Here is a 13,220-nt window from a genome sequence, read left to right on the forward strand (position 1 = left end):
TCGTCGTTGCCGCACGCTCACAACGTCCGGCATGCGGCAACTATAACAAGGCTGGATGGTCAGTTGCTGCGCTCCCGAGAGGGCGGCACGACCTCCCCGGCCTCATCGGCGTTCTCGTCCAGTTCGATCACGCCGTAGTCCCAGCCCTTGCGACGGTAGACGACGCTCGGACGCTTGGTTACGGCATCCTGGAACAGGTAGAAGTCGTGGCCGACGAGTTCCATGAAGTAGAGGGCGTCGTCGACGGTCATCGGTGCGGCCGCGAAAACCTTGCGGCGGATGACGACGGGGTTGTAGACGTCGTCCGGTTCTTCGGTTGCCGGCGTCTCCGCGTTCACGACGGGGATTGCTCCGGTGCGCACCCGCTCGAGCACCTCGGCGTCGGCCGGCTTGATGTCGACCACGCTGAAATCGACGGATGCCGCGTCGTGCAACGAGATGGGACGGTGGGCCCCGCCGCGGTGCAGCTTCTGGCGGTCCTTGGCGCGGCGCACCCGTTCGAGCAACCGCCCCAGGGCGACGTCGAACGCCGCGTACTTGTCGGAGCCGTCGGCTTCGGCTCGAACGATCGGCCCCTTGCCGATCAGGGTCAGTTCGACCCGGTCGTTGCCCGTGGCGCCGTTCTTCTCCCGGTGGCGACTCAGCTTGATCTCGAGAGCCAGCGCCTTCTCGGCAAGACCGGCGACCTTCTCGGCCTTCTCGGTGGCATACTCGCGGAAACGATCAGTGATCCCTAGGTTTCGTCCAACGATGTTAATTTCCATGACGACCTCCAGATCTGGCGAACCGCCCGTATCTGGGCGATTATTACGCGCCTTCACGACCCACCGTAGCCGTGCGCGCCGGATAAGTCACAGCCTTTTGTCAATCTGTTTTCGATGTACTTTCGGCAACGGGGAAACGACGCCGTGTTTCCGCCAGAGTGGCCACGCCGACGACCTCGCCGCCCGCAGCGAGCAGGGCACGTCGCACCTCGAGCACGGTTGCCCCAGTGGTCAGGATGTCGTCGACGACCAGGATACGGAGGCCGGACAGCGACCGGTTCGCGACCAGCGAACCCGTTCGATTCCGGCCTCGCTCTGCGCTGCCCAGTCCGACCTGGTCCTGCGTCTCGCCCACGGTACGGAGCAACCGAGTCGGCCGGAGCCCGGAGTGACGGAGCAGCAGCTCCACCGGGTGATAGCCACGGATGCGCCACGCCTGCTGTGACGAGGGGACGGTCACGAGGTGCACCCCGGCACCCTCCGGTATGATGGCCAGCGCCGCAGCCACGGCGACCCGGAGCGGACCGGCCAGCGCGCCGGCGGCATCCGTTCGGCCACCGTCCTTGAACGCTCCCAGGACCCGCCTGGCCACGCCGGAGTAGTCCAAAGCGGACCACACCAGGACACCCGATCGTTCGGAGCTGTGCGCCCGCGGTGCCAGGGCTGCCCGGCAGACCCCGCACAGGGCCCGGTCGGGCATGCCGCAGCCGCTGCACTCGGTGGGCATCAGAACTGCCCACGCGTCGAGGGCAGCCCGGGAGAGGCCGGCTGGAGGGCGCATCCCGCCATCGTGGGGCCAGGCCCGGCCGGCCCGGGCGCGGGGCTCGAACCGGTGCAGAACCGGCTTCCGCACGATCGGTGGAGGGGCTACCCGCCGATGCCCTGCTGGGTGGCCAGGAGGGTGACACCGCCGAGTCGTTCCTGCCAGCCGGCACCGCGCTGCACCAGGAGACCGCCCGTGGACGAGAGCGCACGCAGGTCGCGCAGGTTGTTGCTGCCGACCATGGTGACGCTGTCCGGCGCGGACTCGAGGCGCGTGGTGAGTCCACCCAGCTGCAAGGCCACGATCCGTCCCTCACCGCTGGGGAGGCGGGTCAGGCAGGCCACGGTGAGTTCGTCGATCCAGGCCGCGTCCACGGCCGTGCCTCCCGGCGCGGCCAGAAGCACCGCGTCGCCCAGCGCGACCGGGGTGCTCTTGTCCCGGGCGATGGCGCTGACGACAAATCGGCTGTCCTTGCCCGACTGGAGCAGGGCGATCAGCCGAGTGCCGTCCCGCGACACGCGCAACGACTGGATCGCCGAGACTTCCGGCCACGGTGTAGGGACGGCGGTCGCTTCGCCGTTCGGGCCGTACACGAACAGTTCACCGGGGCGGGCGGCGGGCACCGACCAGACGAAGCCGTAATTGTCGATGGCAGGCGCGATCAACCCCTGGCGGGGATCGAGCTGCACCGGGTCGTCACCGACCCTGACGCCGTACACTCCCGTTCCCGTCAGCACGGCGGCCGCGGTCTGACCGGGCGAGAGGGTGACGGAGGTCGGGTCCAGGGCGACGATCGAGCCGGACAATCCGGCGATCGGGCTGATCGAGGAACCGCTTGCCGCCAGGAATCCGAATTCGCCCTCGCGCAGGATCAGCGCCCGGGCGTCGACGCGGGAATTCGCGGTCGGGGCGTTCGCACTCAACTCGGCGATGTCCTGCAGGTTGCGGTTGACGGTGATGGTGGCGGACAGCCCGGGCGGAAGGCTGTTGGACAGTTGGGCCTTCATTCGCTGCAGGGTGACCCGGTCGGCGTTCAGCGCTTCGCTGTTGAGGTCGACCATGGCGTCCCTGGCGATGACCTGCACGGCATCGGCGGTGAGCTTGGTGCCGTCGGGGAACGCCGTCACGACGGCTCCGGTGAACCAGGGGCTCGGGCCCTCGAGCAGTCCGTTGACGATCTTCGTCAGAGTAGCCCCACTGCGCGGGTACCAGCGCAGATCGGGCACCAGGTAGCTAAAGCCCGGGTCGAAGAAGTAGAGCGCCTGGGCGGTGAAGACATCTTGAAAGATATTCCGATCGACGACCGTGCCGTTCGGGGCCGCGCCGATGCGCCACTGGCCGCCGACCTGCACGAACTGGTAGCGCAACGCCACCGCGGTGGGCGACTCGACCTCGCGGTACTCGCCGCGCTCATCCACCTCGGCGACCGGATTCACCGAGAACTGCATCTGACCCTCGCCGACGGAGACGATGCTGCGCCCGGTGGCGTCGTCGATGGTCACCCCGGAGTCGGGCTCCCAGGAGCTGCTGTAGTTCGGAGCCAGGAACTCCCGCGCTATCGCGTAGTCGTTGTCGGGGCTCGTCGCCGCGTCGATGAAGCCGCGCAGGATCGCCTCGGGGGTGGCGTCCTTCTGCGGTCGCGAGGGCAGGAACACGGGTGCCGGGGTGGCGCCGGGCTGCACGGTCTGCCCCGCGCGCACGCCTCCGTCGCGCGGGATTCCCGCGCATCCGGTCAGGGCCACCGCGAGCGCGACCAGGCCAGCGAACATCCGGGTTCGACTACGCATAGTGCCCTCCCGTTTCTCCGGCGGCCGTGCCGCCGCCTGCATCGGCCGGGGGCAGCGGGCTCGGCGAGCTCGACAGCGTTCCGTTCGCGCTGCGCGGCAGGGTCAGCCGGAAGCACGACCCCTCCCCCGGGTGCGACCAGACCTGCAGCCAGCCGCCGTGCACGACGGCGTCTTCGAGGGAGATCGACAGGCCGAGGCCGGTGCCGCCGATGGTGCGCTTGCGCGACGGGTCGGCCCGCCAGAACCGGTCGAAAACGTGGGCCATCTCGGCCTGGCTCATACCCATGCCGTAGTCGCGCACCGACAGGGCCACCGCGCTCTCGTTGCTGTCGACGGACACGATGATCGGCTTGCCCTCTCCGTGCTCGATGGCATTGCCGATCAGGTTGTGCATGATGCGGCGGATGCGGCGGGGATCGACGTCCGCGTCGAGGTGCCCGCCCGGTGCCACCAGGGTCAGCACCGTGCCCTTGGAGTCGCCGAGCGAGCGCAACCCTTCGATGGCGTCCTCGGCCAGGTGCACCAGGTTCGTGGGCTCAGTCTCCAGCTGCACCGACCCGGCGTCGTATTTGCTGATCTCGAGCAGGTCGCTCAGCAGCAGCTCGAAGCGCTCGACCTGCGTGTGCAGGAGCTCGGCCGTGCGTTCGACCGCCGGCGGGAACGTGGCACGGTGGTCATAGAGAACGTCGCCGGCCAACCGGATCGTCGTCAGCGGGGTGCGCAGCTCGTGCGAGACGTCCGACACGAAGCGCTGCTGCACCTCGGACAGGTCGGCGAGTTCCTTGATCTGGCTCTGCAGGCTGTCCGCCATGCCGTTGAAGGAACGGGCCAGCGTCGCGATGACGTCTTCACCTTTTTCCGGGATGCGCACGCCGAGGTCACCGGAGGCCAGCCGCGCGCTGGTGGCCGCGGCCACGCGGATCGGGGTGACCACGAAGCGCACTACAATCCAGGTCACGCCACCGATCAGCAGGATCAGCACCAGGCCGGCGATGCCGAGGGTTCGCTGCACGAAAGCCAGGGTTGCCTCGGCGTCGGCCAGGCTGTACCCGATGTACAGCTCGTACCGGCCGGCGACCGGCACGGTGAGCTGGGAACCGACGACGATGCCGGGAACCAGCGCGCCGTCATCCGTCGCAAGCGTCACCGACTGCCAAAACTGCTCCCCGGCTTTCTCCTGCACCTGGAGGCGGAGAGCGGGCGTGATCACGCCGGTCGAATCACCGAATGACGAGGAGTCCTGCGGCGCCACAGTGGAGGCGTCCTGCCCGGGAGACCGGAAGATGGCGATCATCTGGGACGAGGATGCCGCGGTAATCAGGGTGCGGGCGGAGCCCACCAGGGTCTGCACCTCCACCCGGTCCGCGGCGTCGGAGGCGTCGAAGATGCCCTGGGCGGCGGTCGTGGCCCGGTTCGAGTCGACGAGCACCTGGTTCAGTCTTGATTGAAACAGGTCGTTGCCCACACTCGCGGAGATGTAGACCCCGACCACCATGATGGCCATCCCGGACAGCGCCACCGTGATGGTCACCGTGCGGAACTGCAGCGAGGAACGCCACAGTCCGCCGATCCTGGCCGGCCAGTCCCGCCAGTCCCGCCAGTCCCGCCACACGCTGCGGTCGTTACCGGTGCCACCGAACACGAGGAACCTAGCCGGCCGCGCCGGCCCGATAGCCGACCCCGCGCACCGTCATGACGATGCGCGGGTTGTCCGGGTCGTCTTCGACCTTGGCGCGCAAACGCTGCACGTGCACGTTGACGAGGCGGGTGTCCGCCTTGTAGTGGTAGCCCCAGACCTGCTCCAGGAGCATTTCCCGGGTAAAGACCTGCTGGGGCTTGGACGCAAGTGCCAGCAGCAGGTCGAATTCGAGCGGGGTGAGGTTGATCTGCCGCGAACCGCGCCGCACCTCGTGCCCGGCGGCATCGACGACCAGGTCCCCGATCTGCAGGTTGGCGGGGGTCTCCGATGAAATCGGGCGCAGGCGCGTGCGGATCCGGGCGACCAGTTCCTTCGGGTTGAACGGCTTGACCATGTAATCGTCAGCGCCGGACTCGAGGCCCTTCACGACATCCGTCGTGTCGGTTCGCGCGGTCAGCATGATGATGGGCGTGCCGGATTCGGCGCGGATCAGGCTGCAGACCTCGATGCCGTCGAGGCCGGGCAGCATCAGGTCCAGCAGGACCAGATCGGGCTTGACGGCGCGAAAGACCTCCAGGGCCAGGGAGCCGTCGGCGCAGAAGACCGGCTCGAAGCTCTCCGCGTGCAGCACTATGCCGATCATCTCGGCCAGCGCGGTGTCGTCGTCTACGACCAGAATGCGTGCGTTCATCAAACCGTTTTCCACTCAGTCACCCAAAATACCCCGGTGAGTCATGCAATCACTGGCTCAAGAGTAGTCGACGGCGCCGCAGGAAAGCTCAACGCGCTCATTCCACACCGAGGTATGCCAGCATAGGTTTCGTGACCGACCCGCAGAACTGGCACTCCCCGACCGATGACGGGCGCAGCATCCCGGTCGGCGACGAGCAAAAACCGCCCCTCGCGTCCGCCGGTTTTGTGCCCCCGGCAAAACCGACCGCTGCTCCCGGCGCGAATACGCCGCCGGTCTGGGGTCCCCCACCGACCTGGACGCCCCCACCCAGACCGGGACTGATCCCTCTGCGCCCGCTGGGTTTCGGAACCCTGCTGTGGGCGCCGTTCCAGGTTCTGCGTCGCAACCCGAAGGCGACCTTCGGCAGCGCGCTGCTCGTTCAGGCGGGCGTCGCCCTGATCGCCGTCGTCATCGTGGGTCTGGTCTCCTACTTCGCGCTCGCACGGGTGGAGAACTCTCCACTCGAGGACCGCGACGCGCTCGAGGCCGGCGCGACCCTCAGCATTGTGCTCTCGGCCATCGTGCCGCTGGCTCTGGCGGTGGTCGCATCCGCTCTGTTGCAGGGCGTCATCGTGATCGAGGTGGCCCGGGCCACGCTCGGAGAGAAGCTGCGGCTGGGCGCCCTGTGGCGCGCCGTGCTGCCGCGCCTCTGGCCGCTGGTGCTCTGGACCCTGATGCTGAGTTCGGCCCTGATCGCGGCCATCGCCCTCGTGGCCGGACTGGTGGTGTTCTTCGTCTCCCTCGGCGGAGCGGGCGTGGGTCTGGCGGTGGTCACCGGCATCCTCGGTACGGTCGCCCTTCTCGTGCTCGGCATCTGGCTGTTCACGAAGACCTCGCTCGTGCCGAGCATGATCGTGTTGGAACGGCTCGGCATCCGGGCGGCGGTGGGGCGGTCCTGGTCGCTGACCCGCGGCTACTTCTGGCGCACGTTCGGCGTGCAGTTCTTGGTGGCGACGGTCGTGAACGTCGTCTCCCAGATTGTGACGACGCCGCTGTCGCTCCTGTTCGGTGCCGCCATCTCCGTGGTCGACCCGAACGCCGCCTTCGATGCGTACCTCCCGTCAGTGATCCTGTACGTTCTGACCATCCTCATCGGCCTGGTGCTCGGCGCCGTAGCAGCCGTGGTGCAGTCGGCCGCGACCGCCCTGATCTACATCGATCTGCGGATGCGCAAGGAGGGCCTCGACCTCGAGCTGGCCCGATTCGTCGAATCGGCCGCCGGCGCCGGTGTAGACCCCTACCGGTCGAAGCCGGCACACGCCTCGGAGACTGCCTGAGCATGATCGCAGGGTCGCACATCCACACGGTGATCCGGGCGGCGATACCGGTCGATCCCGGCGCGCCCGAAGCGCGGAAGTGGCTGCGGGAAGAGCTGGCCAAGGCTCCGTACGAGGCCGCCAAGCCCACCTGGTTCGACCGGTTCTCGACATCGATTCTGGACTGGTTCGCCTCCCTCACCGCGCCCTCGGCCGACGGTTTCGCCGCCTGGGTGCCCCTGCTCCTGACCGTGGCCGTGGTGGTCCTGGTCGTCGCCGCCCTCCTCATTTTCGGCCTGCCCCGGCTCAACCGGCGCAGCCGGCTCGCGTCCGACCTCTTCGGCGTCGACGACCGTCGCGGCGCCGCCGACCTGCGTCGTGCCGCGCTGGCCGCCGCCTCCCACCGGGACTGGAATCTGGCGAGTGCCGAGATGTTCCGGGCGCTGGCGCGCGGACTGTCCGAGCGCACCATCCTGATCGTGACGCCGGGCACCACCGCGCACTCCTTCGCGGCGCGGGCCGCCGAGGCCTTTCCCGGCGAACGGGTGCGACTGAGCGAGGCGGCCGAGCTCTTCGACGGGGTGCGCTACCTGGGGGTCGACGGCACCGAGCAGCGCTTCCTGGCCCTGGCGGCGCTCGAGAGCGACCTGCGGGCCGCCCGGCCGCCGCACCTCGAGGACCCAGCCCCGACGAAGCAGCCATGAGTCTTCTCATCGAAACGGCCTCACAGTCGGCCGAAAACGCCGTCTCCTCCACACCAACCCTGCGCGAAGCCGGACGCCGGGCGCGGTACTGGCTGCTCGCCGGCGTCAGCGCACTGATCGTCGCCGTCGTCAGCACCGTCCTCGCTGCGGGCGGCGGCGTGGGCGGTAAGCCCCTCGAGGCCGACAGCGCGGCCCCAGCCGGCGCGCGGGCGCTCGTCGAGGTACTCCGCCGACAGGGTGTCAACGTCACCGCCGCCGACACCCTCGCGGAGGCGCGGAGCCTGGCCGGCGCCGCCGCCAACCCCACCGTGTTCTTCTTCGACGAGAGCGGCTACCTCACCGACGACCAGCTGAGCGCGATGTCCGCCCTGGCCCCGCGCACGGTGGTGGCCTCCCCCGATTTCCTGGCGCTGCAGACGCTGATCCCCTCGGTGGGCTTCGGCGGCGTGTCCCAGACCGCGGTGTCCCGTGCCGCCTGCACGGTCGCGGCCGCGGTCAAGGCCGACAAGCTCTCCCCCGGCGGCTCCACACTCACGATCCCGGCCGACGACGCCGAGCTGAGCGGATGCTTCACCTCGGGAGAGAACGCCTTCGCCCTGGTCGAACAGGCAACCGCCGACCGGACCCTCACCCTGCTCGCCGACGGCACCCTGTTCAGCAACGAGAAGATCGGCCAGGCCGGCAATGCCGCTCTCGCACTCAACCTGCTGGGCGCGGGGGACGACCTCGTCTGGTACCTGCCAACGATCGCCGATGTGCCGGGAACCGGAACGCCGTCGCTCGGCGAACTGACGCCCGGTTGGGTTACCCCGACCCTGATCCTGCTGGTGCTGGTCACCGTGGCCGCGGCCGTCTGGCGTGGGCGGCGCTTCGGGCCTCTCGTCGCCGAGAACCTGCCGGTCACCGTGCGGGCCAGCGAGACGATGGAAGGACGGGCCCGGCTCTACGCGCGCAGCAACGCCCGTCTGCGCGCCCTCGACGCACTGCGGGTGGGCGCCGTGCAGCGCCTCGCCGGCCAGGTCGGGTTGTCGCGGCTGGCGAGCCTCGACGATGTGATCGCCATGGTGGCCACCGTGGTCGACCGGCCGCCGGCCGACGTTCGGACCGTGCTGGTGGACGCCGTTCCGGCATCCGACTCCGATCTCGTCGCCCTCTCCGACCGCATCCAGGAAATTGAGCGGGCCACGGCCCGCGCGACCACGCCCCTGCCACCCGGAAGAATGGACTCATGAGCACTCATACTCCTGTCGATACCCTGCGAGGCTCCCTCGCCCAAGTCCGCACCGAGGTCGGCAAGGCCGTCGTCGGACAGGACGGCGCGGTAACCGGGCTGATCATCGCGCTGCTCGCCCGCGGCCACGTGCTGCTCGAGGGTGTGCCGGGCGTCGCCAAGACCCTCCTGGTGCGGTCCCTGAGCCACTCGCTCAGCCTGGAGACGAAACGGGTGCAGTTCACGCCGGACCTGATGCCGGGCGACGTGACCGGCTCACTCGTCTACGACGCCCGGGTGGGCAACTTCGAGTTCCGCAAGGGCCCCGTCTTCACCAACATCCTGCTGGCCGACGAGATCAACCGCACCCCGCCGAAAACCCAGTCGGCCCTCCTTGAGGCGATGGAGGAACGCCAGGTCAGCGTCGACGGGCGCTCCCTCCCGCTACCGGACCCGTTCATCGTCGCGGCGACCATGAACCCGATCGAATATGAGGGCACCTACACGCTGCCCGAGGCCCAGCTCGACCGGTTCCTGCTCAAGCTCGTGCTCGACGTGCCGGAGCGCGACGCGGAATTCGAGGTGCTGCGGCGCCACGCCGAGGGCTTCAACCCCCGCGATCTGGCCGGTGCGGGCGTCACCGCGGTTCTCGGCGCGGAGGAGCTGAAGACGGCCCAGGCCGCCGTGGCATCCGTGGGCGCCAGTCCGGACGTTCTCGCCTACATCGTCGACCTGGCCCGCGCAACGAGAAGCAGCCCGTCGGTCAAGCTCGGCGTCAGCCCGCGCGGCACGACCGCGCTCCTCGCCGCGGCCAAGGCGTGGGCCTGGCTGAGCGGCTATGACTCGATCACCCCCGACCATGTGCAGTCGATGGTGCTGCCGGTCTGGCGGCACCGCGTGCAGCTGCGGCCGGAGGCGGAACTCGAGGGCGTGTCCGTGGACGCGATCCTGCGTGCCGTGCTCGCCCAGGTGCAGGTGCCGATCTAAGTGACGCTCACCGGTCGGTTCGTTGCCCTCCTCGCGCTCGGCGTCGTGCCGATCGTGATACTCGGGAGTACCCCGGGGATGGCGACGGCCGTGCTGGGACTATGGGTGCTCGCCCTGGTGGGTCTCGGCATCCTGGACCTGGCCCAGGCCGGATCGCCGCGGAAGATCGTGCTCTCCCGCAGCATGCCCTCCCGGGTGCGCCTGGGCGAAAGCGTGACGAGCGACCTGTACCTGACCAACACCGGGGGTCGACGACTGACCATGGTGGTGCGGGATGCCTGGCAGCCGTCAGCCGGGACGGGCAACAACCGCACGCCGCTGGTGCTGCCTCCTGGCGAACGACGGCTGGTGTCGCTGCGAATGACGCCCACCCGGCGCGGTGAACGCCGGGTGGACCAGGTCACGGTGCGCTCGTTCGGGCCGCTCGGGCTGTGGGCCCGTCAGGCCACCCTCCGGGCACCGGGCCAGATTCGGGTGCTCCCGCCCTTCAACTCGCGCAAGCACCTGCCGTCGCGCATGACCCGACTCAAGGAGCTCGACGGGCGCACCAGCCTGCTTGTGCGCGGCCAGGGCACCGAGTTCGACTCCATTCGCGAATACGTGCGCGGAGACGACGTACGCTCGATCGACTGGCGGGCCACGGCCCGGCACAACGACGTCATGGTGCGCACCTGGCGCCCCGAAAGGGACCGCCGGGTGGTCATCCTGATCGACAGCGGCCGCACCTCGGCCGCGCGCATCGACGACGAGCCGCGCCTCGACACGGCTTTCGAGGCGTCGCTGCTGCTCGCCGCGCTGGCGGCCGGGGCCGGCGACCACGTGGACTTCATCGCCTACGACCGTCGGGTGCGCGGCCGCGTGCAGGGTGCGCAGGGAGCGGAGCTCCTTTCGCGCATGGTCGACACCATGGCCCTGATCGAACCGGAGCTGATCGAGACTGACTGGTCGGCCGTTCCCGGGGAGGTGCGCGCGGTGACGAGCCGCCGGGCCTTGGTCGTACTGATCACGTCGATCGACGCGGCCGGAGCCTCGAGCGCCCTGCTGTCGGTGCTCCCCCAGTTGACCCGCAGAAACACCGTGATCGTCGCATCCGTCACCGACCCAACCACCCTGGAGGCCACGCGCCCGCGCGGCAACCGGGAGGAGATCTACCGGGCGGCGGCCGCCGAACGGGCACTGCTCGACGTGGCCAGGGTCTCGGCCGCCATCCGACGCCAGGGCGCCGAGGTCGTCACCGGCTCCCCCGCCGACCTGCCACCCGCACTGGCCGACCGCTATATCGCGCTCAAGGCCGCCGGCCGGCTCTAGGCGCTAGGCCGCGTAGATCCGAGTGCTGCCGGCCTCGAATTCGGCCAGGTCGCCGGTCTCACCCGCCCGCACGGCACGCCGGCCGAGCACGAGCATGTAGGCGAGGAAGGCGAGGAGGGCGGCCGCGCCGATCCCGATCTTCACCGGCCACGGCCACGGGGCCGGGGTGACGAAACCCTCGATCACCCCGGAGACGAAGAGCACGAAGACCAGACCGATGGCCACCGTCGAGAGGGCGCGGGCATCCTCGGCCAAAGCCTGCGCGCGAGTGCGGGCCCCCGGGGCGATCCAGGCCCAGAAGATGCGCAGTCCACCTGCCGCGGCCACGAAAATAGCGGTCAGTTCGAGCATGCCGTGCGGTGCAATGTACAGGAAGAACACGTCGCCCTTGCCGTAGGCGAACATGACTGCGGCCGTGATGCCGACGTTCTGCGCGTTCTGCAGCACGATGTAGGGCACGTAGACGCCGAGGATCCCAAAGGCGATGGCCTGGGCGGCGATCCACGCGTTATTGGTCCAGACCAAGCCGGTGAAGGATGCCGCGGGATTCTCCGAATAGTAGTTGACGAAATCCTCGTTGACGAGTTTCTGCAGCTCGGCGTCGGAGCCGACGGCGGCCAGGGCCTCAGGGTTGCCGGAGATCCAGAAACCGTAGAGGCCCGCGACCACAATCGTCACCACCGCCACGGCAAGGGTCAGCCACCGTAGGCGGTAGAGGGCGGCTGGCAACTGCAGCACGAAAAAGCTCGGGATCTGGGAAACAACGTTCGCGCTCGCCCCCGTGAACCGCAGCCTCGCCCGGGACAGCGCCACCGAGAGCCGGTCACCCTCCAGCGTCGAACCGGCGGTCGACTTGATCGCCGACAGCTGGGTCGCGCCGGACTGGTACCGCTCGATCAGCTCGTCTGCCTGCGCGCCGGAGAGCCGCCGCTGCGTACCGAGCTCAGCCAGGCGGTCCCACTCGGCGCGGTGCGCCGCTGAATATGCGTCAAGGTCCATCTGCTCTAATAGTAGACATGGAGCAGCCCGGCAAGGTGGCCGATCACGGCCAGTATTCGTGGAGCGAGCAGGAATTGGTCACCGGCGAGGCCGTTGCCCTCGATGTAAGGGCGGCCAGCATCATCCTGCGCGCCGCCGGAACGATCATCGATTATGTTGCCTACATCCTCCTCTTCCTGGGGGTGGCCTTTCTTGTGGCCGGCCTCACGGGCGTGGCAATCGACGACGCACTCGGACGGGCGCTCGGGATCGCAGGCCTGGTGGTCTGCCTGCTCATCGTGCCGATGGCCGTCGAAACGGCCAGCGGCGGACGGTCCCTGGGCAAGCTCGCCATCGGCGCCCGCATCGTTCGCGACGACGGCGGCGCGATCCAGCTGCGCCACGCGTTCATCCGCGCCCTGCTGGGCATCATCGAGATCTACTTGACGTTCGGCGGCATCGCCGCCACCACTGCGCTTCTGAACAGCAAGTCCAAACGCCTGGGCGACCTGCTGGCCGGCACGTACAGCCAGCACGAGCGGGTGCCCCGCCTCACTGATCGAACCGTCCCGCTGCCGCCCGTGCTCGAGGCCTGGGCCCAGACGGTCGACATTGTGCGGCTCCCCGATCGCCTGTCCCGCCGCATCGCGCAGTTTCTCCGCCAGGCCGACAAGCTGACTCCGGCTACGCGGCTGCGCCTCGCAGACAGTCTGTCCACCGAGGCCGCCCCGTTCGTGTCGCCGAAGCCGGAGGTCCCGGCGGAGGTCTTTCTGGCCGGGGTCGCCGCGGTGCGCCGAAGCCGGGAGTCCACGGCGCTGAAGCTCGAGCGGGAGCGTCTCGACCGTCTGCAGCCCATTCTGCATAGCCTCCCGCACGGTTTCCCCCAGCGGTAGGGCAACGGACCTCTCCCCGGCCGTTCCCGCGACGTATCCGACGAAGAATGTGGCGCTGCCGCCCGCGGGGCGCCCTCGCACCAGGGCCCGTGTGTGTGGCTAACTCAGGACATCTGTTGCCCGCAGTAGACGGCCGCCGCGGGTTAGTGCGGCATTGGTGCGGATGCCCGGCACGGCCCGGCTGGATCTCCTGAGTTG

General features: G+C 69.1%; 12 protein-coding genes. 6 read left to right on the forward strand and 6 right to left on the reverse strand.

From position 1 onward, the window contains the following. Positions 1-59: 59 nt before the first annotated feature. From raiA to mtrA, 5 genes are all read right to left on the reverse strand, one after another. Complete coding sequence (gene raiA, locus E3O47_RS05690; RefSeq protein WP_104099847.1) at positions 60-764, reverse strand: ribosome-associated translation inhibitor RaiA; 705 nt, start codon at positions 762-764, stop codon at positions 60-62. A 100-nt stretch (positions 765-864) separates the two neighbouring features. Beyond that, positions 865-1,545, reverse strand: coding sequence for a phosphoribosyltransferase family protein (locus tag E3O47_RS05695; protein WP_134419798.1), 681 nt, complete (start codon positions 1,543-1,545; stop codon positions 865-867). 86 nt (positions 1,546-1,631) lie between these two features. After that, on the reverse strand, positions 1,632-3,314 hold the full coding sequence (locus tag E3O47_RS05700; protein WP_166785332.1) for an LpqB family beta-propeller domain-containing protein: 1,683 nt from the start codon (positions 3,312-3,314) through the stop codon (positions 1,632-1,634). After that, the gene (mtrB, locus tag E3O47_RS05705; RefSeq protein WP_233191217.1) at positions 3,307-4,956 is read right to left on the reverse strand and encodes an MtrAB system histidine kinase MtrB; all 1,650 of its coding nucleotides are present in this window, start codon (positions 4,954-4,956) and stop codon (positions 3,307-3,309) included. Before mtrB ends, E3O47_RS05700 begins: the two co-directional genes overlap by 8 nt. A 7-nt stretch (positions 4,957-4,963) precedes the next feature. Beyond that, positions 4,964-5,644 (reverse strand): MtrAB system response regulator MtrA, encoded by a 681-nt coding sequence (gene mtrA, locus E3O47_RS05710; RefSeq protein WP_104099844.1) that lies wholly within the window; start codon positions 5,642-5,644, stop codon positions 4,964-4,966. A gap of 131 nt (positions 5,645-5,775) precedes the next feature. Between mtrA and E3O47_RS05715 the strand changes: the two genes are divergently transcribed. Genes E3O47_RS05715 through E3O47_RS05735 form a run of 5 tightly spaced genes read left to right on the forward strand, consistent with a single transcriptional unit; the run spans position 5,776 to position 11,151 of the window. Beyond that, positions 5,776-6,963, forward strand: coding sequence for a hypothetical protein (locus E3O47_RS05715; protein ID WP_134419802.1), 1,188 nt, complete (start codon positions 5,776-5,778; stop codon positions 6,961-6,963). A gap of 2 nt (positions 6,964-6,965) precedes the next feature. Continuing rightward, positions 6,966-7,646 (forward strand): DUF4129 domain-containing protein, encoded by a 681-nt coding sequence (locus E3O47_RS05720; protein WP_134415349.1) that lies wholly within the window; start codon positions 6,966-6,968, stop codon positions 7,644-7,646. Next, the gene (locus tag E3O47_RS05725; protein ID WP_104099841.1) at positions 7,643-8,878 is read left to right on the forward strand and encodes a DUF4350 domain-containing protein; all 1,236 of its coding nucleotides are present in this window, start codon (positions 7,643-7,645) and stop codon (positions 8,876-8,878) included. The genes E3O47_RS05720 and E3O47_RS05725 overlap by 4 nt, the downstream gene beginning before the upstream one ends. Then, positions 8,875-9,843, forward strand: a complete 969-nt coding sequence (locus tag E3O47_RS05730; protein WP_134415348.1) for a MoxR family ATPase — start codon at positions 8,875-8,877, stop codon at positions 9,841-9,843. The genes E3O47_RS05725 and E3O47_RS05730 overlap by 4 nt, the downstream gene beginning before the upstream one ends. After that, positions 9,844-11,151, forward strand: a complete 1,308-nt coding sequence (locus E3O47_RS05735) for a DUF58 domain-containing protein (protein WP_104099839.1) — start codon at positions 9,844-9,846, stop codon at positions 11,149-11,151. A 3-nt stretch (positions 11,152-11,154) separates the two neighbouring features. On the opposite strand, the gene E3O47_RS05740 is transcribed toward E3O47_RS05735, so the two are convergent. Beyond that, complete coding sequence (locus E3O47_RS05740; protein WP_134373640.1) at positions 11,155-12,150, reverse strand: stage II sporulation protein M; 996 nt, start codon at positions 12,148-12,150, stop codon at positions 11,155-11,157. Between the two features lie 17 nt (positions 12,151-12,167). Here E3O47_RS05740 and E3O47_RS05745 point away from each other — a divergent pair, with 17 nt between their 5' ends. Next, positions 12,168-13,022: an RDD family protein gene (locus E3O47_RS05745; RefSeq protein WP_134343288.1), complete on the forward strand. Its 855-nt coding sequence runs from the start codon at positions 12,168-12,170 to the stop codon at positions 13,020-13,022. Positions 13,023-13,220 lie beyond the last annotated feature (198 nt).

Source organism: Cryobacterium sp. TMT2-17-1 (genome assembly GCF_004402765.1).
GTDB lineage: Bacteria > Actinomycetota > Actinomycetes > Actinomycetales > Microbacteriaceae > Cryobacterium > Cryobacterium sandaracinum.

Bases quoted from the DNA above. Each gene is read 5' to 3' on its own strand.
- raiA (WP_104099847.1), bottom strand. From the start codon at position 764: ATGGAAATTAACATCGTTGGACGAAACCTAGGGATCACTGATCGTTTC.
- E3O47_RS05695 (WP_134419798.1), bottom strand. From the start codon at position 1,545: ATGCGCCCTCCAGCCGGCCTCTCCCGGGCTGCCCTCGACGCGTGGGCA.
- E3O47_RS05700 (WP_166785332.1), bottom strand. From the start codon at position 3,314: ATGCGTAGTCGAACCCGGATGTTCGCTGGCCTGGTCGCGCTCGCGGTG.
- mtrA (WP_104099844.1), bottom strand. From the start codon at position 5,644: ATGAACGCACGCATTCTGGTCGTAGACGACGACACCGCGCTGGCCGAG.
- E3O47_RS05720 (WP_134415349.1), top strand. From the start codon at position 6,966: ATGATCGCAGGGTCGCACATCCACACGGTGATCCGGGCGGCGATACCG.
- E3O47_RS05725 (WP_104099841.1), top strand. From the start codon at position 7,643: ATGAGTCTTCTCATCGAAACGGCCTCACAGTCGGCCGAAAACGCCGTC.
- E3O47_RS05730 (WP_134415348.1), top strand. From the start codon at position 8,875: ATGAGCACTCATACTCCTGTCGATACCCTGCGAGGCTCCCTCGCCCAA.
- E3O47_RS05740 (WP_134373640.1), bottom strand. From the start codon at position 12,150: ATGGACCTTGACGCATATTCAGCGGCGCACCGCGCCGAGTGGGACCGC.
- E3O47_RS05745 (WP_134343288.1), top strand. From the start codon at position 12,168: ATGGAGCAGCCCGGCAAGGTGGCCGATCACGGCCAGTATTCGTGGAGC.